Source organism: Paraburkholderia oxyphila NBRC 105797, assembly GCF_000685075.1.
Lineage (GTDB): Bacteria > Pseudomonadota > Gammaproteobacteria > Burkholderiales > Burkholderiaceae > Paraburkholderia > Paraburkholderia oxyphila.
In genome coordinates this window covers 39853-59161 of sequence record NZ_BAYD01000013.1, presented here as the reverse complement: position 1 = coordinate 59161, position 19309 = coordinate 39853, and the positions used below count along the sequence as shown (strand labels likewise).

At 61.8% G+C, this 19309-nt stretch carries 20 protein-coding genes; 7 read left to right on the top strand and 13 right to left on the bottom strand.

What is annotated here, in order from left to right; translation table 11 throughout:
* Positions 1 to 94 precede the first annotated feature (94 nt).
* From BO1_RS11620 to BO1_RS11610, 3 genes are read right to left on the bottom strand one after another with little or no spacing between them, the layout of a single operon-like run.
* Positions 95 to 835: an ABC transporter ATP-binding protein gene (locus BO1_RS11620; protein WP_028217705.1), complete on the bottom strand. Its 741-nt coding sequence runs from the start codon at positions 833 to 835 to the stop codon at positions 95 to 97.
* Positions 836 to 879: 44 nt separating this feature from the next.
* Positions 880 to 1776, bottom strand: coding sequence for an ABC transporter ATP-binding protein (locus BO1_RS50640; RefSeq protein ID WP_043284551.1), 897 nt, complete (start codon positions 1774 to 1776; stop codon positions 880 to 882).
* 11 nt (positions 1777 to 1787) lie between these two features.
* The gene (locus tag BO1_RS11610; RefSeq protein WP_028217704.1) at positions 1788 to 3611 is read right to left on the bottom strand and encodes an ABC transporter permease; all 1824 of its coding nucleotides are present in this window, start codon (positions 3609 to 3611) and stop codon (positions 1788 to 1790) included.
* Between the two features lie 392 nt (positions 3612 to 4003).
* Between BO1_RS11610 and BO1_RS11605 the strand changes: the two genes are divergently transcribed.
* The 3 genes from BO1_RS11605 (at position 4004) to BO1_RS11590 (ending at position 6364) form a co-directional block, all read left to right on the top strand.
* Complete coding sequence (locus BO1_RS11605) at positions 4004 to 5200, top strand: ABC transporter substrate-binding protein (RefSeq protein WP_043284549.1); 1197 nt, start codon at positions 4004 to 4006, stop codon at positions 5198 to 5200.
* Positions 5201 to 5561: 361 nt separating this feature from the next.
* Entirely contained in the window at positions 5562 to 5918 is a 357-nt protein-coding gene (locus BO1_RS11595) for a SpoIIAA family protein (RefSeq protein WP_028217701.1), read from the top strand.
* A gap of 62 nt (positions 5919 to 5980) precedes the next feature.
* A complete protein-coding gene (locus BO1_RS11590) occupies positions 5981 to 6364 on the top strand; it encodes a TraR/DksA family transcriptional regulator (RefSeq protein WP_028217700.1) in 384 nt (127 codons plus the stop codon).
* A 146-nt stretch (positions 6365 to 6510) separates the two neighbouring features.
* Here the strand turns inward: BO1_RS11590 and BO1_RS11585 are convergent, their stop codons facing one another.
* Positions 6511 to 6759 (bottom strand): type II toxin-antitoxin system RelE/ParE family toxin, encoded by a 249-nt coding sequence (locus tag BO1_RS11585; protein WP_407669935.1) that lies wholly within the window; start codon positions 6757 to 6759, stop codon positions 6511 to 6513.
* 53 nt (positions 6760 to 6812) lie between these two features.
* Complete coding sequence (locus tag BO1_RS11580) at positions 6813 to 7070, bottom strand: type II toxin-antitoxin system ParD family antitoxin (RefSeq protein WP_028217698.1); 258 nt, start codon at positions 7068 to 7070, stop codon at positions 6813 to 6815.
* A gap of 438 nt (positions 7071 to 7508) precedes the next feature.
* Between BO1_RS11580 and BO1_RS11575 the strand changes: the two genes are divergently transcribed.
* Complete coding sequence (locus BO1_RS11575; protein ID WP_028217697.1) at positions 7509 to 7880, top strand: hypothetical protein; 372 nt, start codon at positions 7509 to 7511, stop codon at positions 7878 to 7880.
* Positions 7881 to 8674: 794 nt separating this feature from the next.
* Complete coding sequence (locus BO1_RS11570) at positions 8675 to 8878, top strand: cold-shock protein (protein ID WP_028217696.1); 204 nt, start codon at positions 8675 to 8677, stop codon at positions 8876 to 8878.
* Between the two features lie 97 nt (positions 8879 to 8975).
* On the opposite strand, the gene rpoD is transcribed toward BO1_RS11570, so the two are convergent.
* The 5 genes from rpoD to BO1_RS59005 all read right to left on the bottom strand — a co-directional run bounded on the left by rpoD (position 8976) and on the right by BO1_RS59005 (position 15201).
* Positions 8976 to 10964 carry an RNA polymerase sigma factor RpoD gene (gene rpoD, locus BO1_RS11565; protein WP_028217695.1) on the bottom strand — a complete coding sequence of 663 codons (1989 nt, stop codon included), beginning with the start codon at positions 10962 to 10964 and terminating at the stop codon, positions 8976 to 8978.
* 572 nt (positions 10965 to 11536) lie between these two features.
* On the bottom strand, positions 11537 to 12610 hold the full coding sequence (locus BO1_RS11555) for a Leu/Phe/Val dehydrogenase (protein WP_028217693.1): 1074 nt from the start codon (positions 12608 to 12610) through the stop codon (positions 11537 to 11539).
* A gap of 991 nt (positions 12611 to 13601) precedes the next feature.
* Positions 13602 to 13907, bottom strand: coding sequence for a DUF4148 domain-containing protein (locus BO1_RS11550; RefSeq protein WP_028217692.1), 306 nt, complete (start codon positions 13905 to 13907; stop codon positions 13602 to 13604).
* Positions 13908 to 14539: 632 nt separating this feature from the next.
* Entirely contained in the window at positions 14540 to 14740 is a 201-nt protein-coding gene (locus BO1_RS11545) for a hypothetical protein (protein ID WP_028217691.1), read from the bottom strand.
* Between the two features lie 152 nt (positions 14741 to 14892).
* Positions 14893 to 15201, bottom strand: coding sequence for a hypothetical protein (locus BO1_RS59005; RefSeq protein WP_156992218.1), 309 nt, complete (start codon positions 15199 to 15201; stop codon positions 14893 to 14895).
* Positions 15202 to 15698: 497 nt separating this feature from the next.
* Between BO1_RS59005 and BO1_RS11535 the strand changes: the two genes are divergently transcribed.
* Positions 15699 to 17174 carry a hypothetical protein gene (locus tag BO1_RS11535; RefSeq protein WP_028217690.1) on the top strand — a complete coding sequence of 492 codons (1476 nt, stop codon included), beginning with the start codon at positions 15699 to 15701 and terminating at the stop codon, positions 17172 to 17174.
* A gap of 44 nt (positions 17175 to 17218) precedes the next feature.
* Here the strand turns inward: BO1_RS11535 and BO1_RS61065 are convergent, their stop codons facing one another.
* Positions 17219 to 17383, bottom strand: coding sequence for a hypothetical protein (locus tag BO1_RS61065; RefSeq protein ID WP_245643772.1), 165 nt, complete (start codon positions 17381 to 17383; stop codon positions 17219 to 17221).
* Between the two features lie 178 nt (positions 17384 to 17561).
* Positions 17562 to 17918 carry a double zinc ribbon domain-containing protein gene (locus tag BO1_RS61990; RefSeq protein ID WP_156992217.1) on the bottom strand — a complete coding sequence of 119 codons (357 nt, stop codon included), beginning with the start codon at positions 17916 to 17918 and terminating at the stop codon, positions 17562 to 17564.
* 146 nt (positions 17919 to 18064) lie between these two features.
* Between BO1_RS61990 and BO1_RS11525 the strand changes: the two genes are divergently transcribed.
* Positions 18065 to 18976 carry an adenylate/guanylate cyclase domain-containing protein gene (locus BO1_RS11525; protein ID WP_028217689.1) on the top strand — a complete coding sequence of 304 codons (912 nt, stop codon included), beginning with the start codon at positions 18065 to 18067 and terminating at the stop codon, positions 18974 to 18976.
* Here BO1_RS11525 and BO1_RS60175 read toward each other — a convergent pair.
* Positions 18955 to 19131: a hypothetical protein gene (locus BO1_RS60175; RefSeq protein ID WP_167338332.1), complete on the bottom strand. Its 177-nt coding sequence runs from the start codon at positions 19129 to 19131 to the stop codon at positions 18955 to 18957. The two genes, BO1_RS11525 and BO1_RS60175, sit on opposite strands and share 22 nt — an antisense overlap.
* Between the last annotated feature and the right edge of the window lie 178 nt (positions 19132 to 19309).

Sequence of the window (19309 nt, the reverse complement as noted above, 5' to 3'; positions counted from 1 at the left end):
GGAACGCGTCGATGTGGCTCGTTTCGTCTATCCCGAGGTGTTTGTCTGAGGCGGCACCCTCCTGACGTCGCGCCGGGCAGTCTGCGTGTGAGCTTCACGATGCAGTTTGCGCGGCGAGCGCGCCGCCGAGATACGCATCGCGAATCCGCTGGTTGCCCAGCAACTCCGCCGACGTGCCCTCGAGCACCACGCGTCCCGTCTGCAAGACGTAGCCGCGGTGCGCAATCTGCAACGCGAGGCTTGCGTTCTGTTCGACCATGAAGAACGTCACGCCTTGCGCGTTGATGGCGCGAATCATCTCCAGCACCTTGTCGACATAGAGCGGCGAGAGGCCCATCGTCGGCTCGTCCATGCAGACGAGCGCGGGCCGGCTCATCAGCGCACGCGCCATTGCAAGCATCTGCTGCTCGCCGCCTGAAAGCGTCCCTGCCCGTTGATTGAGCCGCTCCTTCACGCGCGGGAACATTTCGAGCATGCGTTCGTAGTCGGCGGCAACGCCGTCGCGGTCCTTGCGCGTGAAGGCACCCATCAGCAGATTTTCACGCACCTTCATGTCGCCGAAGAGGCGCCGCGCCTCCGGCACCGACGCGATCCCGAGCCGCACGATCTGCGCGGTCGACAGCCCGTTCAACGGCTTGCCGTCGAAGCTCACCGTGCCCGCGCGCGGCTTGTGCAAGCCAAGGATCACCTTCATCGCCGTCGACTTGCCGCTCGCGTTGCCGCCCAGCAGACAGACGATCTCGCCGCGCGGCACCTCGACGCTCACACCGAAATGCACCTGGCTCTGGCCATAAAACGTGTCGATCTGTTCCAGCTTCAGCAAGAGTTCGGTCATGGCGCGACCCGTTCGGGGCGAGGAATCGGAAAACAGGGTGACACTCATGCGGCCGCCGCTTCGTTGTGGCCTCTGTGGCCCGTGTGGTCCGTGTCGCTGCCGACATGGCGATGCCCGAGATACGCCTCGATCACCGCTGGATCGTCGCGCACCGCAGCCGGCAGGCCCTCGGCGATCACGCGCCCGTCGTCGAGCACGATCACGCGGTCGGACAGCGTCATCACGAGTTCGAGCTTGTGCTCGATCAGCAGAATGGTCAGACCTTCGGCCTTCAATTCGCGCAGCAGTTCGAGCATTTCCGCGGTCTCCGACTCGTTCATGCCCGCGGTGGGTTCGTCGAGCAGCAGGATGCGCGGACGCAGCATCAGCGCGCGGGCAATCTCCACGCGCCGCCGGTTCGCGTAGGAGAGGCTATGCGCCGGCGCGTCCAGCCGCGGCAAGAGGCGTGTGCCGAAGCGGGCCACGAGCGTCTTCGCCTCGGCTCGCAACGCTTCGTCCTCGCGGCGCACATTGCGCGGCGCGAACAGTGCGCGCAGCACCTCGGCGCACGCACCCACCACTGGCCAGCCTGGCCGCGCCAGCGCGAGTCGCGAATGCGCGCCGATCAGCACGTTCTCGAGCACGCTCAGATTGCCGAATACGCGGCCATGCTGGAACGTGCGGGCGACGCCGCGCGCGGCCAGTTGCTCCGGTGCGTAGCCGGTGACGTCCTCGCCGTCGAAACGGACCACCCCCTCATCGGGCATGTCGGCGCCCGCCAGCAGGTTGAACAGCGTGGACTTGCCCGCGCCGTTCGGCCCGATCACGCTCACGCATTCGCCGCGCGTAATCGAGAAGCTGACGCCGCCGACGGCCGTCAGCCCGTCGAAGCGGCGCGTCACGCCGCGCACGTCGAACAGGACGTCGCGCGGTGCAGCGTTGATGTTGTTCGCTTCACTCATCGTCACTTCCCTCAGACCGACCCGAACAGGCCCTGAGGCCGGAACCGCACGAGCAGCAGCAAGACGACGCCGTAGATGAGCATCCGGTACTCAGCCGCGAAGCGGAACAGCTCGGGCAGGCTGATGAGCGCTGTCGCGCCCACGATCGCGCCCACCACATTGCCGAGCCCGCCGAGGATCACCATGGTCAGCGCGAGGATCGACACCTGCGAGTCGAACGTCTGATAATTCACGTAGCTATACAGGTGTGCCGCGATCGCCCCGCCGATGCCGGCCGCGAAGCCGCCGCACGCGAAGGCCATGGCCTTGTAGCGGTTGGGCCGCACACCATAGGCGCGCGCGGCCACGTCGTCCTCGCGGATCGCACGCCACGTGCGTCCCAGATGCGAGCGCAGCAGGCGCACCTGCAGCAGCGCAAGCACGGCCACTACGGCCAGCGTGAACCAGTAGACCACGCGTGCATCGGTAAGCGTCCAGCCAAATAGCGCGAGCGGAGGAATGCCGGTGACGCCGATCGGTCCGCGTGTGAGACTGTCCCAGTTGAGTATCACGAGCCCCACGATTTCACCGATGCCGAGCGTCGCGATCGAAACGTAATGGCCACGCAGCCGGAACGACGGATACACGAGCAGCGTGCCGATGGCGGCGGTCAGCACGCCGGCGAGCGGAATCGTCACAGCCGGCGACCAGCCGAAATCGACCGAGAGCAACGCCGATGCGTAAGCACCGATCAGCAGCAATGCAGCGTGCCCCAACGAGATCTGCCCCACGGTGCCCGCAACAAGCGTGAGGCTCAGCGCGAGGAGCGCGAAGATCCAGCCGTTCGTGAGTGTTTGCAACAGATACGGCGAAGGCGCGACGAGCGGCAGTGCAAACGCGACCGCGAATATGGCGGCCGCGGCCCACGGCGGCACGTTCAACGCGCGCCGGTTCGGGAGAAACGTGCCCGTCAACGGTTCAGGCGGCAGACGGCGGTTCGCGCTGAAGAGGCCGTTGGGGCGCCACACGAGGAATGCGAGTAGCAGCACGAACGCGAACAGGTCACGATAGCTCGTGCCGAACCACGCCACGCCATAGCTCTCAACGAGCCCGAGCAGCAGGCTCCCCGCAATCGCGCCCGGCACGTTGCCGAGGCCGCCGATCAGCAGGGCCACGACGCCCTTGAGCGTGGCCTGGAAACCCATCGCCGGATCGATGCTGTTGTAGTACATGCCGACGAGCAGACCGCTCAGGCCGCCGAGCCCGCACGCGATCGCGAAGACGGCGCGGTTCACGGCGTCCACGTCAACGCCCATCTGCTTCGCCGCGTCGCGATCCTGCGCGGTCGCGCGCACCGCCCAGCCGAGCCGCGTATAGCGCAGGAACGCATAGAGCACGGCTGCCGCACCGATGCCGATGGCGGCGATCAGCACGTCGAGCGAGCCGATCGTCGCGCCACCGATGGTGAACGTCCAGTAGGGGAGCGACGCCGGCACCGGCCGCGGGTCCGGCCCAAAAATCAACTGCGCCAGTTGATCGAGCACGAAGCTGATGCCGATGGTCGCGAGCAGCGGGGCGATGCGCGCGGCGCCCTGCAACGGCCGCAGACCGATGCGCTCGATCACGATGCCGAGCAGCGCGCAGCCCGCAATCGTCGCGGCGACCGCAACCGGCAGCGGCAGGCCGAGCCGCGCGAGGCAGAGCCAGCCGATGAATGCGCCGATCATGTACACGGAACCGTGCGCGAAGTTGATCAGATGCGACACCCCGAAGATCAGGGCGAGCCCGACCGCGAGCAGCATATAGATGTTGCCGACGATCAGTCCGTTGATGGTGTAGTCGAGCCACGCGCTCATGACGACTCCGTCCGTTCGCCGGGGCCGGTCATTGCGGGTGCAGCGCGCTCGCGCCCGCCATCGTACGCAATACCCGCGCGCCGCCTTTATTCTTGTCCAATACGCTTGCCATGCTGTTTTCCGATGCAATTGAATGGGATGGAGTGCGACGATCTAACCATGCTGAAAAGAAGCCGACCAACCAAGAATCGAGCCATTGCTTATTTGCGCTTTGCTGGAATGCTTATTCCTGTATGTGCTTTTCGCGCAGGGCGATCGTTCGTTATGCAATCGTTGGGCGCGTAGCTGAAGCGCGGCACGCATATGGATATGCGAATCGTTTGTTTGTACGAATGGCGCCGGCATCGGACACTTTACGTTCTATCGCCAATCGGCCACGGAGACCTACTATCATGTCCGCTCGACACGCGCCCGGCTCGCGCCGCCCTTTCCTGGGGCGGCTCGCCGCTCTGTTCGCCTTCGGCCTGACCACGGCGCTCTGCGCGCCTGTTGCATCGGCGACCGGCGCCGCGACAGGCGAGCCGGTTTACTTCGGCGTCAGCGGCCCGCTGACCGGTCCGAATGCCCAATATGGCGCGCAGTGGAAAGCAGGCTTCGACCTCGCACTCGACCAGATCAACGCGGAAGGCGGCATCAACGGCCGTCCGCTGCAGTACGTGTTCGAAGATAGCCAGAGCGATCCGCGCCAGGCCGTCGCCATCGCGCAGAAGTTCGTCTCCGACCCGCGCATCCTGATCGAACTCGGCGATTTTTCGAGCCCCGCCTCCATGGCTGCCTCGCCGATCTACCAGCGCGCAGGTCTCGTGCAGCTCGGCTTCACGAACTCGCATCCGGACTTCACGAAGGGTGGCGATTTCATCTGGAGTCCTTCGATCAGCCAGGCGGACGCCCAGCCGCTGATCGCGGACCTCGCGGTCAAGCAGGGCTACAAGCATCTCGCCGTGCTTTATCAGAACACTGACTGGGGCCGCGCGAGCAAGGACGTGCTGGTGAAGGCCGCGAACGCACGCGGCGCGCAGATCGTGGCCGCCGAAGGCTATCAGCCCACCGACAAGGACTTTCGTGCCACGCTCGTTCGCGTGCGCGACACCCACCCGGATGCACTCGTGCTGATCTCGTACTACGCGGATGGTGCGCAGATCGTGCGTCAGGCGCGCGAAAGTGGAATCAGCCTGCCAATCGTCGCGGCCAGCTCGGTGTATTCACCGAAGTTTCTCGAACTGGGCGGCAATTCGGTGAACGGCGTGACGACCAACACGAGCTTTTTCCCTGGCGAGCCGCGCCCGGAAGTGCAGCGCTTCGTGCAGGGCTTCGAGGCGAAATACCATCGCGAGCCCGACGCGTTCAACGCGTTCGCCTACGACGCAACGATCATCGCCGCCTATGCGCTGCGAACCGGCGGCCTCGAGCGCCGCGGCGTACGCGACGCGCTGCCGAAACTGCGCGACGTGCCGAGTGTGGTGTACGGAAAAGCGACGTTCGATCCGCAGACGCGCCGGATCGTCGGCGTCAAGAGCATCGACCTCGTGGTGCGCGACGGCCATTGGGCTCTGCTGGACAAGAGCGCGGCCGCCGTGGCGTCGAAGTGAACGCGCACTGTACATATTGGGGGTCTGGCTCCTGCGGGACGAGGGCGAGGCTGAAGAGGTGCGGTGGCAGAATGATTTTTTCGCGGTGTATCCGTTCGCGGCCGAACTTTATCGTCAGAGCAATATCCCGAAGCGCTTGATGCCAGATGAACCTCGTGGTGACCATCGCATTTGTTGCCGCTTGCACATGCGCTTGTTCAGGATCTGATTGACCGCAGACTCGGCCATCGCAGTCGAGATCGGTAGAGCCGCCTGCGGTTCACCCACAAATGAAAACGCTGTGAAAGGGGTACCATGAGGAAATCATCAACCGCTCATCCGCGCCTGGGCATGTAACGTCTCCCTGGCCAGGGGGCTTGCCATGATCCTCTATCACACCGACCCCGATTCTCCGGTTATCGAAATTTCCGTCGAAGGCAAAATCACCGACCACGAGCTGCGCGAAGCCATTGCACGCATGCGGGGTGATCTTGAACTGAACGGCAAGACCCGCGTGCTCGAGCGGATCGAACATTTCACCGGCATCGAGCCGAAGGCGCTGTGGACCGACCTCACGCTCGGCGTTTCCGTGGCGCGGAAGGTCACGCGCGCCGCCGTCGTGGCCGACGCGGGCTGGATTCGCGCCTCGATGCATCTGGCGCGGTTCTTCATAAAGGCCGAAATCAAGGCATTCCACCTCAACGAGCTGGAGCAGGCGCGCGTCTGGATCAACGACTGAGCGCCACCGGTCATGCCCTTTGCTAGCCGCGGGGGGCGTTACAGAACACACCGAACCTGTCCATGATCACCCTCACCTCTTCCAAACTCGCGCTGTTACAGCAAAGGCTTCGCGAGCGCCATCGCGAGTTGCTGGCGGCGCTACACGGCGAATACGGAGATCTCGCCGGAGCCCGACCGCCCGAAGCGCTGGGCCCCGAGTCGCATCCCGACGAGACCGCATCGCGCAAGGCGGGCGACGCGTTGCGCGCTGCGCTCGCGCGGCACGACTTCGACGAACTGCAGCAGATCGACGCCGCGCTGGCACGCATCGCCGCCGGCCTCTACGGCGCATGCGTCGACTGCGGAGACCCGATCGGCTATGAGCGGCTTGCCGCCGCGCCCTATACGGCCCGCTGCGTTGCATGCCAGACCGCGTTTGAACAACACCGCCACAGCCGCCAATAAGATGCCCGACAGATGCAAAACGGTTTCCTGGCGCGATAGACGGACAATGAAGTGTTGACAGATCAACCAGAGCGCTGCGCTCCCGCTCAAAGGCGAAACTACACCGGCAGAAGCAGGCGAATCGTCGTCGGATTGCTCACGCGAATTCAGGGAAAAAGGATCGCGGCGTAGTTGCGCGCGCTGCTGTGCAGGACGTGAATGACGTCGATGCGCTGGGGAGGCTCACCAACGACACGGTAGAAAATCTGGTGACCGCCATAAACCCGGTGACGCACGCCACGGTCTTCGTAGCGCGGTACGATCGGGAATGCAAGGAAAATGTCCGCAAGCCGCGTGCACCTCTCGCGCAACTCGCGCACGAAACCCAGCGCACGACGGGGGTTGTCGCGGGCCATGTAATCGCCGATCGCCTCGAGGTCGGCTTCAGCGTCAGGAAGTATCTGGACAATCATGGCCTTGTGCTCGCCATCTCACGATACTTTGCTTCAAGCCTGTCGAACACATCTCCGGCGGGCTTGCCGCGTCCTGCGTCCGAATCAGCAATGCCGCGATCGATGACCGTATCCAGTGCATTGAGTTGCATTTCGCGATCCTGAATGAGCTTCATGCCTTCGCGCAGCACCTCGCTCTCCGAGCCGTAGCGCCCCGACTTAACCAACTTGGCGACGTAGTCCTCAAGCTGTTCCCCAAGATCCGCATTGATCATGGCCATACCCCGGAACGTTCAGGTGCCCATACACCCCCATAAAATATTATAGGTCGGTGCGGCGCAGTCGGTCTGCGCGCCGACGCGCCGGATTGTCCGCACGGGGCCGGACTCGAGCAACTGATAGCCCCCGGCATCGGCATCGGTGCAAAGCCGAAAGCGACGCGGCGGGCACGTGCCGATTGCGGCCCGCGCTTGACATTCCCGATTGGCATGACTTCACCCTCCTGCGAGCGTAAACCGCGCCGCAGTGCCCGCTTATATGCACTCTCATGCGCACACGCTCGCGTTTGCTCGACCCATGTCGGAAGTGAACGGGCGATGCATCGCAAGCGGCGGTACGACGTATTTGTCCTGGCTCAAATCCTGTAATTGGGGGATAGTGTCGGGGAATCACGCTGCGGAAAGCGTACCTTTCACGATGTCAGGAAACAGTTCATGCTGGAGATGCTCATGCCCAATCCCGCATCATCGACGCCGACGCCTGGCAGCGCACCCACGACGCGAGCTCTCGCGGGCGCCTGGACGGCGCTCGCGCATGTCAACGCGCAAGCGTACGCCGACTGGCTCGCGCTTTGTCAGGAAACCACCGCGCGCTGCGCGCTCACGCGCAGTGTCCCTGAATGCTTGACCATCGGCAGCTTGATGCTGCCATCCTGCCTCTCGTATGCGATGCATTACTGCAGAAGCCTGTCGGAGGTGGTCCAAGCAGGATTACCCGCCTACCTGTCCCTTGCTGGTGCGCAGGGCGGTGTCGCGATTCCGGACGGCAAGGCGCCTCTCTATACAACCGGCGCAACTGCGCGTTAGCAACGACCCGCAACTCAGAGGGTTAGACCATCCGGCGATGGCACGGCGGAGATGCCTGCCCTGACTTGAACTTTCTCTTCAACGCGGTTGCTCGCAGCCTGTTCGCCAAGGCTACGCAGGCAGACGCAACGGCTCGCGTAAGAGAGCGGCCAGACTGGAGCCGGCGCCGACACACAGTATCAATCTGCCCGTCATCTTGAAGATCCTTGATCCGCGTTGCCCTCCGAAAGCAGACCATACTGCCATTCGCGCGTTCAATCCGATTGCTGCCCTCATGCGGCAATCGGCCGACGGGACACTAGCGAGGCGTCATGTGCTTTCCAGCCCGCCGTCTCCCCCGGATGCGGCGGGCACTTTCATCGTTGATTCAATATCGACGATGCGAATCGGTTTTCCCTGAGCATCAATCAGCCCAGGCTTCCCCTCTCGACGGAGGTCGCTGACGCCGCGCACGCGCGCCTGGACCATCGGGTGCGGATCCCGGAGTGATCGCTGGATCAGGCAGATGAGCGCCACGCATAGGCATGCGCCACCATTCGACAGGAAGCGCTCGCCACTGCGACAGTGCAGTAACGGTGAGCGCGCAACGTTGCCTTACTTGCGTCTATGCATTCCAAGGATGAAGTCGCAACCTCAGGCTGCGCAATCTCGCCCTTCGTCACAACGTGTTCACCGCATCCTTTGAAAACCCTGGATTGTCGGCGACGGCTCACCTGTGCTACAAAAGATAGCCGCACGTCTGGCGCGGGCCAGTGGCATCATCTACAACCAGTCTTCCGAGGAACATCCAGAACATGGCAACAGGTACTGTCAAGTGGTTTAACGACTCCAAGGGTTTCGGGTTCATCACGCCGGACGACGGCGGCGAAGACCTGTTCGCGCACTTCTCCGAGGTTCAGGGATCTGGCTTCAAAACCCTTCAGGAAGGCCAGAAGGTGAGTTTTGAAGTCAAGCAGGGCCCCAAGGGGAAACAGGCAGCGAACATCACGCCGTTGTAAGTTTCCCGGGCAAGGCACGCGTCCTGCGGAGCAGCGATCAGGTCGACGCAGCATCGCTGCCGGTCGGGCGTCGACAGGGGGCCTGCCCCGCTTTTGCTCAGCGCTCGACAAACGGCCTCAACCTGTCAGCGCGAATGGGCTCCCTCAGCGTACGCATCGCCTTGATCTCGATCTGGCGGATTCGCTCACGGGTCACGCCAAACTGCTCGCCGACCTCTCCAAGCGTGTGTTCCGAGGTCGTATCGAGCCCGAACCGCAACCGCAGGACCTTGGCCTCCCGTGGCGACAACCCGTCGAGCGCCTCATCGATTGCGGCACGCATATTCGCGTGAATGGCGGCCTCAGCCGGTGAACTCGCTGAGACATCCTCGATCAGGTCGCCGAGCGTCGCGTCGGCATCGTCGCCCACAGGGGTCTCGAGCGACACCGGTTGCTTCGCAATTCTGAGCATACCGCGCACCTTTTCCTCGGGTATCTCCATACGCTCGGCGAGGACAGCGGGGTGTGCCTCCTGTCCCGTCTGCTGCAGGATTTCGCGCGAAATCCGGTTCAGCTTGTTGATCGCCTCGATCATGTGCACCGGCACACGAATGGTTCGGGCCTGATCGGCAAGCGCACGCGTGACAGCCTGCCGGACCCACCAGGTGGCGTACGTCGAAAACTTCCAGCCGCGCCGGTATTCGAACTTGTCCACCGCCTTCATGAGGCCGATATTGCCTTCCTGGATCAGATCCAGGAACGGCATGCCGCGGTTCACGTATTTCTTGGCAATTGAGATAACAAGACGAAGATTCGCTTCGATCAGCTCCCGCTTGGCCTGCCGCATTTTCGACTCCGCAGCACTCATCCTGCGGTTGATCTCCCTGAACTGCTGCAGCGGCAGCGAGACCCTGGCCTCAATGTTGGCGAGTTTCTGCTGTCCGGCCTGAATGGCCGGCAGGTGTCGCTCGAGCGCCGCGCCAATCTGCGGCGAAGTCGCCACCACGCGGCTGGTCCAATCAAGGTCAGTCTCGTGGCCCGGGAACGACTCGATAAACGACTCGCGTGGCATGCCGCAACGGTCGACGGCGATCTCCAGGATGCTGCGCTCGATCGCACGAACCTCCGTGATCTGTTCGTGCACACTGGCACACAGGCGATCAATGGTTCTGGCCGTAAACCGGATCCGCGCCAGTTCACGCTGGATCTCCGGGCGCACTCGCGCAACGGCCGCGGAACGTGCCTTGCCTGTAGCACGCATATCCGGCAACTGCCCGAACAGCGCACGCACTCGCGCGAAAACCGCAAGACTGTCGTTCGTGAGTTGCTCCAGACGGGCTGCGTTCGCTGCCTCCGGATCCCCTGCGTCCGGCTCACCATCGTCACCGTCCCTGTCATCGTCGCAGGCGGAGGCCTCCGCTTCATCTTCTTCGGAGTCCAGCGTTATTGCGCTTTCGTCCACCTCGTCACTGATGCCATCGACCAGTTCGTCGATACGCAGTTCGCCGGCAACGATGCGGTCCACCTCGGCAAGCATGGTGGCCACGACAGACGGGCATGCAGCGATCGCCTGAATCATGTCGTGCAGGCCATCCTCGATGCGTTTCGCGATCTCGATTTCGCCGGCGCGGGTCAGCAGTTCCCTGGCCCCCATTTCACGCATGTACATCCGGACCGGATCCGTCGTGCGTCCGAATTCGGAATCAACGGTCGACAGCGCAGCTTCCGCTTCCTCGTCCGCCTGATCGTCGGATGCCACGGCGGGCGCGACACCGGTTAACAGGATCGTCTCCGCGTCCGGCGCCTGCTCGTACACCGCCACCCCCATGTCGCTGAACGTACTGACGATCGTCTCCATCGCGGCCGTTTGCGTAACGTTGTCTGACAGGTGATCGTTGATGTCCACGTGCGTGAGATAGCCGCGCTCACGGCCAAGCGCGATCAGCGCGCGCATCTGGCGTTGACGCTCCTCGTCCTGTCGCGCCATCGTCTGGATGTCCAGCGCTGTTTCGACGGCTGGCGGCTTGCCCTTTGGCGTGCGGCGGCCACCCTTTGACGTAACCGCTATCACGCGGGACACTGAATCGTCGCGAACGGGATTTGCCACTACATTCTCCTCGACAGGTTGGCCGACGATCGTCGCGGGCACCCCGACAGATCAGTATTTGATCTGTCGGGGTGCGAACGGAATCGTGGATGACGCACGGGCGATCGAGGCTGGAATGCCTCCGGCGGAATCCGGTGTGCGCAGATTGGGGAATCCTAAATACTACCAGATAAATTTGTGCAATGCAACATGCAGCAGGTATGACCTGGTCAGACTGCGAGATAGCGGATAAAACGGGGGAGAGACGTAGCGCCACGAAGCAGGGCACCCTGCTCCAGTCCGTTCGGCAATCGCATCACAGTGTCACCAGATGCCCGCAATCTGCTCTGCGGACTAACCCGGGAGCGCCGGCCAGCGCTCTCGTCTCCGTCGCCCTATGGGCACTCGCGAAGACGGCGCCCGCACCTGGCAGCCGCCGTCGCCGCCGGCGGTCTCGCTGAAGCCATGCGCGGGCTGCGTACCGAACTTCCCGGGCAGCTTCTTCTGCGCATCGCTGGGGTTCGACTGCTCGTCAACGAAGCGCGCCGCGTCGCGAAGCCGGTCCTCCATCCGTTCGCCCGGGCCCGCCAGCGTCAGACGGCAGCCATCTTTTCCTGTGCCCAGGCGACCGCTGCACGGCCAGGCGCGACACCGGTGACGCGCACCCGGTCCGCGAGCTCAAGCACGCGCGGACCAATCAGCGCGACCTCATCGAGAACGGCCTGCGCATCGGTGGCACCGAGATACTCCCGGACGCAGCTGATGATGCCGCCGGCATTCACCAGAAAGTCCGGCGCGTAAAAGATGCCGCGCCGCTGCAGCGTGTCGCCGTTGTCGAGCGATAGCAGCTGATTGTTCGCCCCGCCAGCAATGACCTTGAAGTGGCACTGCGCGGCAACCGTCTCAGTAATCGAACCGCCAAGCGCGCACGGCGCGAATACGTCCGCGTGGACGCCGGCGATACGCCCGACATCGGCCACCTGTGCACCGAACAGCTCCCGGGCGCGGGTGGTTCGGCCCGCATCGATATCGGCCACAATGAGTTGTGCCCCCGCTTGATGCAAGCGCTCGCACAGATCCCAGCCAACCGAGCCGAGTCCCTGAACTGCCACCGACACACCATCGAGCGTGTCGCGTCCGAGCGCAACCTGCACGGCAGCCTTGAGGCCGACAAACACGCCATAAGCGGTACGCGGCGATGGATTGCCGCCATAGGCCTCATCCGCACGAGGAATGCCGCTCACCCACGATGTTTCAGACTGCACGGCGCGCATGTCGTCTGACGTGGTGCCGACGTCCTCGGCCGTAATGTAGATGCCGTTCAGCGAATGCACAAGGCGGCCGAATGCCTTGAAAAGTTCAGTCCGATCGAGCGACTCGGGGCAACGCAGGATGACGGCCTTGCCGCCGCCGAACGGCAGGCCAGCCAGTGCGTTTTTGAAGGCCATACCCTGCGAGAGGCGAAGAGCATCATGGTATGCCTCATAGTCCGACGCATATTGCCAGTAGCGACAACCGCCAAAAGCCGGGCCAAGCGCGGTGCTATACACCGCGATGACCGCCTGAAGGCCGGATGCTGCATCGCTGGCAACCACGATGCGTTCGTGAGCGGGTTCGCCATGAAGCCCAAAAAGCGTTCCGGCGGTATGGGTCGTCAGTCGGTCCATCAGTGTTCCTTCCTTGTGGGCAGGCAATATGATTGGGCGCCGTGAAGGGATGGCTTCGCAGCGCGGGGAACATTGCCGCCGGATCCCGGCGGCAATGTGAAAACGCGAGGCCAGGGGATTTACCGCGTTTGTGGCCAGCCCCGTGCCGAACAAAAGTTTATTCAGCCAAAATAAAAAATTTCTTCTTTTTAATAACGCTTTCGGCGTCCATGACTGAATAATCTACTGCCAAATCAAGCTATGGCGGGAGATTCTTTTTATGGACCGGCGACGCGAGCCCATGCCCAGAGGCGGTCTGCCTGTTTCCTCAATCGAATCCGAATCCCTTGTGGACGCAGATATGCGATTGACCAGCATGTCGAAATGGCATTGGGCCATCTTTCGAAGGGAAGGAATGCGGGAAGCGACGGGTCGACCGACTACCGTGGTGGGTCACGCGAACTTCGGCATATGGGTCAAATCGGCATCGACGTCAGAATCCCCTGGCGGAACTACAGTCCTGTGAGGCCTATGTGTTGTGTTCCTTCCGGATTGAACTTCGGCAACCCTATGCTCGGTCTGTACTGCTAACTCACCGGCCTTTCTCTTGACCTTAAGCATCAACACCCGTCGTCAACAAAGCGCGCAGTCACATCCGCAGGGTGCCCTTCGTTTCAGTCGAGGCGCGTGGTTTCGATGGCATCGGGTGCTCTCGTGCCGATTGCGCCGACCGCCTCAGCCGCGTATCCCGGTAATCCGCGAAGAACTCAAAAAAAGCCCCCCTCCATTCGGAGGAAGGGGCTTTCGTCGAACGTGTACGGCGTTGGATCGGCTGGCGCGCTAGATCTACAGCGCCAAGCGCAGTAAAAGCCGACTTACAGGCAAAGTGGGACGCTCCGACGTGCCGGTCTTCACGGTCGACGTCCACTCCGAGCCGTGTCGCCAGGTTCGAAACGCCAGGCACCGCGGCCCGCCCCCGAAACCATGCAAGACGGTTCGTCAACCCAATGGCTTACTGACCGAAGTAAATCGGTTTCATGCTGTCACCGGCCGCGGGCGCACCAGACGCTGACGACCCGCCGACCATGCCGCCATAACTACTCGCGCCGTTCTGCGCAGCCACGCGCGCTTCGGCAGCCTGGATATTGGCTGGATAGTTCGTGTTGTCGCCGTCACCTGGGCGGTAGCCAGCCTGTTCCAGCTGGACGAGCTCGGCGCGGACCTGCGCAGCAGTCAGGGCGGTGTCCGATTGTGCGAACGAGACAACCGGAGCTGCCATAATGGTAAGGATAACGACGGTTTTACCAAGGGATTTCATGATGAGCTACCTCTAACGATTGCCAATGGTGCGGCATGTCTTGTTGTCTGCACAAACAAGCCGCTTCACTTCGCTCATTTCCTCCTGTATCGAATGAGGTCCTGCTCAAAGCGGCCACCCTTGCCTCGTGCAAGACTGGGATGAACATATGCGCAGGTGGAGTACGCTCTCGCTATATTTTCCCGCGCCCCCTCTACCCTCCATCACTTGATGGAAATCGGCCAGAAATGCGGAACCCGGTTTATTCTTTATTTCTAACCTCATCACATTCAACCGGGTTTTACTTCCAGGCGTCCTATTCTTGTGGTCGCGGCGTCCCACGGTCGATCCCCGTCGCTCACAATTGATTCCCCGTTCGTTGTGTCCGCCTCGTTCTTGTATGCACTGCCCATCTTCCTGCATCGGAGCCATCTGAAGTGCAGGCTGCACCGTGGGTTCGTTGCCACCATTCATGGTGATCGAAATTGCGCAGAAGATCAGCCCGACGCCGCTCACGGAGGTAGTGCGCCGCCACGCCAACCACAGCGATCGCAAGCACGATCGTGCCTGCAGCCAAACCCAGCCCCGTTTGGTCCACGTCAGCCTCCCCAGTTACGCCGCTGTGCCTCTGCAGTCGATATTTCGCTGGAAACTCAGCCGTGGTAGTAGCCGTCGCCAACGGAGTTTTCCAGCACGCCGTCGACATACACGCCGACGGGGTCGCCATCAGCGGACGTGAGGAGCGAGCCGGCGTGCTGGCCGATGATTTTTATCCGACCGCCTTGAATGTTGGCCATTTCCTGGTGATCAAGCTCTGCAGATATCGGAATATCGCGGATGGTCAACGTATTCATGATGGGTCTCCTTGAACAGGGCGGTTGCAGGAGCAGTCAGGCGGCCAGCTGCTTGCAGCACACTATGCACATGTCATGCCATCCAGGCACAATCCGCGCAAAGCGCATCCCAACGTGCATCGCGACGATGCAAGTTTGGGCGTGACCATCACTTACCTGAACAGTGTTGGGAAATCGCCGACAGGGCTTTGTTTGCGTCCTCCTACACCTACTCCAAGGCTGCCAGCTTCGCTGACGATCTGCTGGTATTGATCGTTGCCCATGCGCGGCGGCGCAGGGCGGCAAGCTGCCGACTTCGCTTGCTGGCGCTCGATGTAAATCGCTGTCCGGGTTGACACCGCTTGCGACGCGATGAACATCGTTTCGATGCTTTGGACGTTGTGAAACATAGAAAATGGCCCGTTGTTTTGATCTGCCCCGCAAAAGCTGGACTTCGATTCAACCTTTGGGGTGTTTCTCATGGCGAATTACGACGAGCAGTTTCGGTTTCAGGTAGTTCTGGAGTATCTGGAGGACAACGCGAGCTGCGTTATGCTGATTGCATGAACCGTTGCCACCCCGGTTTTCTGCGATCGGCGATCGAAATATTTGTAGACCACCAAGACAAAAAGCGAATGAGATTCTCCTTGCTTTTCCTCCGAACGCGAACGGCACAAGCGAAAAGGAAATTCAACTTTGCATTCTCAATAGGTCTCCATTTTGCAAACGCGCAGAATCGAACCGTCCAGAACGCTGATCAGACGCGTCACTCTTGAGTGGGAATACCTCCAGGCAAAGTTGGCAGCTCATTTGCCCTACCCCCTACCTTTCACGCTCTCGAATTTCTTGTAGTGCGCGAATTTCGCACTATATTTCGAACACCGTTCGCGCAAGACGAGTTCCGATTCTTCCAAAGGAACGCCCGAAATCGTCTATGTGTTTTTTGGGCAGACGCGATTGGCAGCCAGGGAGCGTCACGATGGCCAACTATCAATGGACGGGAAGTTCGGGCACGGGTGTCTTTGCCGTGGCAGCCAATTGGAACCTCGGAAGCACGGTGGCAAGCGTGCCGCCGGGGCCGAATGATTTCGCCACCATCGCGAGTGCCGCCGAGGCGATCACCGGCGGCGGGACCGTCGAGACTCTATTTTTTCAAGGCACGGATCGCGTTGCGGGGCAGTTGACTGCGACCTACGGAAGCCCTGTCAACGGGGAGGTGACATTGCTTCCTGGAGCCGTCCTGACCGCACCGATGCTGCACATCGGGGTTCAGCTCCCCCAGGGCGCGCAAGCACCGTTCGTCGGTACGCTCACAGTCGGCAAAGACAGCCGTGTCGTGATAGCCGGAACGCACACCATCGACAACTACGGAATCATGCTGGCTGCCGTTGCGCCAACGGGCAAGGCCCCCGGGTCGAATGCGACGCTCGTGGTGGACGGCGAAAATGCCGTCGTCGACGGCGGCAATCTGCCGATGTCCGTGGGGCAGGTAGACAAAGGGCAACTGATTGTGCGGAATTCAGGCACTGTCAGCGTCGGCAACGACGATCCGCTCATTTATCCGTGGCCGCTCGTGATCGGCAACCACCCGGGTGCCAATGGCGAGGTTCAGGTGTCAACCAATGGCTTGTTGCAGGCGCGCGGACAGGTCATTGTCGGCCGCGAAGCCAACGGGACATTGGAGGTTAGCGAAGGCGGGACCGTCGTCGCGAAGGATCTCGCGATCGGTTGGGCACCGGCCACGGGTACGCAGCCGGCAGGCGTGGGAACGGTGACGGTCACAGGCGGGAACGCGCGCCTCGTCGTCGAGAATCAGCTCGAGGTCCAGCACATGGGAACGGGCTCGCTCACGGTCGAGAACAACGGCTTCGTGTCCGCGGGCATTTCGATTCTCGTGAATGGAACGCTCACCCTGAGCGGCGGGCAGATCGAAACGAATGCCCTTGCCGTCAACCCACCAGCGACGCTGAGCGGTAGCGGCACGGTGACGGCGGCCGCGGGCTTCTACATCGCCGGAACGGTAACGGCCGCCAACGCTTTGAACCTCATCGGCGATATCGATAACGCCAGCACGATCACGGTCGCTGAGAATGGCCATTTGCGATGCCTCGGCACGATCGTCGACACCGGCAAGATCGCATTACAGCTCAATGGCATCGCCTCGGTCGAGGCCGTGCCGTCGAGCCAGACCATCGAGTTCCTGGGCAACGGTGCGCGGCTCGTGCTGCTGAACCCCGGTGCGTTTCTGGGCAATATTTCCGGCTTTGCTGCGTCCCACAAGATAGAACTCGATACCATAGCGAATAAACTCGTCTATACGGCGCCGCCACTGCTCACCGTCGAGGACGCACACGGCAACGTCGTGGCGCAGTTGACGTTCGATACCACCTACCCCGGCGGCTTCAAGTTCGATGCGGGTGCGCCTCCGGGCCGCTCGATCATCGAGCTCAAGTGAGCTCAGCGGTCCCCAGCACGTAGAGATGTTGAGAGAGGACTCAGTCAGGCCTGCAACTGCCCCGGCGTGCCGTCCAGGATGCGAAGCCTGTCGGTCATATCGGGGAAATTCTGGCCTGCCGCGCGAAGCTCGCTCACGCGCCGATGTGCAACTGCCCTGCAGTGAGCAAGCGTCTCATGCAAGCGTGGCTCTGCCTGCAGGCCGGTCACCGCCTTCTCCAACTCATCTGGAGATTCGCTCAGCAGAGCGGAAACAATTGCCTCCGGCGGTATCGACGAGGCGCGACTCAACAGTTGAGCGATCCAGTCGTACAGATCTGCACGTCGTTCGGGCTTTCGCGATTCGTCCTGGTCGAGCGCGGCGAGACTGTGGCGGTTCGTCTGAATCTCAGCATATCCTGAAGAGCCCGGTTGTCCGCAAGACGGTGGTCTGCCCGGTCGGCCACGATGCGCGTAGCAATGTATGAGGTGTGTATTGGACAGGCGGGGGAGCCGGCACTCGCGTGCGCGCCGGCTCCGACGGCGATGACGGCCCGCAGACAAGCGCGCCACATTCGCCGCAAAACTTCACGATCGGACTCAACGCGTTGCCGCAACGCAAGCAGATCCGCACACGCCCGGTTCCGCAGTACTTGCAGAATCTCTCGTCATCGCGGTTCTCGGCCCGCAATTTGTGCAGCGCATATCGCCTCGCGATCCATCGGGCGCACTCGAGAACAATTAGGGGCTCATTCCATGCTTGCATCAAGCTTGATTTGATGGCCGCGTTCCACGCGGCAGCGTTTGACCGACCGGACGCCGAACCGGGTACTACACTGAGAAGCGAAGCCCTGCCAAGGAGCAGGTCATGAGCGGCGTTCCGGCGCCAGCGAACGACCTGACGCGATGCTCATGGATGGTGAATCGAAGCTTGAGACGTCTAAAAAGTCAGTCATGTTCGCAGACGTAAGCGGCAGCACGAGACTCTACGAGACCGTCGGCGACATGGTTGCCTTCGAGACGATTGCGCGTTGTATCGCGCTGATGAAATCGTGTTCGGAAACGCTGAGTGGGCGAATCGTCAAGACCATCGGCGACGAAGTCATGGTGGTGTTTCCGTCTGCCGAACACGCGATGCAGGCCGCAATCGATATGCAGTTGGCTATCCACCAGTTGCCGTCGATAGAGGGAATTCCAATGTCGCTGCGAATCGGCTTTCACTACGGTACCGTATTGCCGGACGAATCCGGCGACGTGTTCGGCGACACCGTGAACCTGGCAGCCCGGCTCAGGGAGCTTGCTTCGCCAGGACAAATCATCACGAGCCAGGACACCATTGATTGCCTTCCTGCCGAACTTCGTCATTTGGCGCGCCATCTTTACCCAATACAGGCACGGGGAAAGAGACAGCCAACGGAGTTGTTCGAGGCAATCTGGCAACAAAGCGCCGATCAGACAGTCTTGGGTAGCGACCTGCAGGGCCCGTCTGACTCGTCAGTGTTGACTCTGCGTTATCGGGACGTGTGCGTGGAGATGAATGAAGCATCGACGCAAGTGACCATCGGTCGTCATGCGAGCATGAGCATCGTCGTGCACGACCGCCACGCATCGAGGATCCATGCGTCGATCGAGTGCCGCAGCGGACGGTATGTGCTGCTCGACTGCAGTTCAAACGGCACGCGCATCACCATCGACGGCGGCCACGAGGTCATCCTTCGCCGTGACGAGGTCACGCTTTGGGGGCACGGCTGGATTTCGTTCGGGCCGTCCAAAAGCGATGACGCCGAGCGCGTGGAGTTTTCCTATTCGTACCCGCGCAGCTGATCGAGCGATTCATCCAGTACATCAGCGGCGGCCGCATGCAGCCCGGCAGTTACATCGTCCAGCTCGACGCCAGCGGGCATCTTGCGCGATTCAGCGACGTCCCGCAGCGTATTGATCGCGAGCCGAAGCGCATCAGCAACGGTCAAATCTGGCATGGCAGTTTTCCGATGCGCTCGTCCGGGGCGTACTCACCACTCGCGATGGACGTGAAGATGCGCCCGGCGATCTGCTCGGGCAACGTCTTCAATTGGCGACTGGCGGGACGAAGGGATTGTATTGTCATATGGAATATTCGGAACTGCTGGAACATGGAAGCTGACATTACAAACAAAC

What these genes read in the sequence shown, in the direction of transcription:
- BO1_RS11620 (WP_028217705.1), bottom strand. Translation starts at nt 835, where the DNA reads ATGACCGAACTCTTGCTGAAGCTGGAACAGATCGACACGTTTTATGGC.
- BO1_RS50640 (WP_043284551.1), bottom strand. Translation starts at nt 1,776, where the DNA reads ATGAGTGAAGCGAACAACATCAACGCTGCACCGCGCGACGTCCTGTTC.
- BO1_RS11610 (WP_028217704.1), bottom strand. Translation starts at nt 3,611, where the DNA reads ATGAGCGCGTGGCTCGACTACACCATCAACGGACTGATCGTCGGCAAC.
- BO1_RS11605 (WP_043284549.1), top strand. Translation starts at nt 4,004, where the DNA reads ATGTCCGCTCGACACGCGCCCGGCTCGCGCCGCCCTTTCCTGGGGCGG.
- BO1_RS11595 (WP_028217701.1), top strand. Translation starts at nt 5,562, where the DNA reads ATGATCCTCTATCACACCGACCCCGATTCTCCGGTTATCGAAATTTCC.
- BO1_RS11590 (WP_028217700.1), top strand. Translation starts at nt 5,981, where the DNA reads ATGATCACCCTCACCTCTTCCAAACTCGCGCTGTTACAGCAAAGGCTT.
- BO1_RS11585 (WP_407669935.1), bottom strand. Translation starts at nt 6,759, where the DNA reads ATGGCCCGCGACAACCCCCGTCGTGCGCTGGGTTTCGTGCGCGAGTTG.
- BO1_RS11580 (WP_028217698.1), bottom strand. Translation starts at nt 7,070, where the DNA reads ATGATCAATGCGGATCTTGGGGAACAGCTTGAGGACTACGTCGCCAAG.
- BO1_RS11575 (WP_028217697.1), top strand. Translation starts at nt 7,509, where the DNA reads ATGCTGGAGATGCTCATGCCCAATCCCGCATCATCGACGCCGACGCCT.
- BO1_RS11570 (WP_028217696.1), top strand. Translation starts at nt 8,675, where the DNA reads ATGGCAACAGGTACTGTCAAGTGGTTTAACGACTCCAAGGGTTTCGGG.
- BO1_RS11555 (WP_028217693.1), bottom strand. Translation starts at nt 12,610, where the DNA reads ATGGACCGACTGACGACCCATACCGCCGGAACGCTTTTTGGGCTTCAT.
- BO1_RS11550 (WP_028217692.1), bottom strand. Translation starts at nt 13,907, where the DNA reads ATGAAATCCCTTGGTAAAACCGTCGTTATCCTTACCATTATGGCAGCT.
- BO1_RS11545 (WP_028217691.1), bottom strand. Translation starts at nt 14,740, where the DNA reads ATGAATACGTTGACCATCCGCGATATTCCGATATCTGCAGAGCTTGAT.
- BO1_RS59005 (WP_156992218.1), bottom strand. Translation starts at nt 15,201, where the DNA reads ATGAGAAACACCCCAAAGGTTGAATCGAAGTCCAGCTTTTGCGGGGCA.
- BO1_RS11535 (WP_028217690.1), top strand. Translation starts at nt 15,699, where the DNA reads ATGGCCAACTATCAATGGACGGGAAGTTCGGGCACGGGTGTCTTTGCC.
- BO1_RS61990 (WP_156992217.1), bottom strand. Translation starts at nt 17,918, where the DNA reads ATGCAAGCATGGAATGAGCCCCTAATTGTTCTCGAGTGCGCCCGATGG.
- BO1_RS11525 (WP_028217689.1), top strand. Translation starts at nt 18,065, where the DNA reads ATGGATGGTGAATCGAAGCTTGAGACGTCTAAAAAGTCAGTCATGTTC.
- BO1_RS60175 (WP_167338332.1), bottom strand. Translation starts at nt 19,131, where the DNA reads ATGCCAGATTTGACCGTTGCTGATGCGCTTCGGCTCGCGATCAATACG.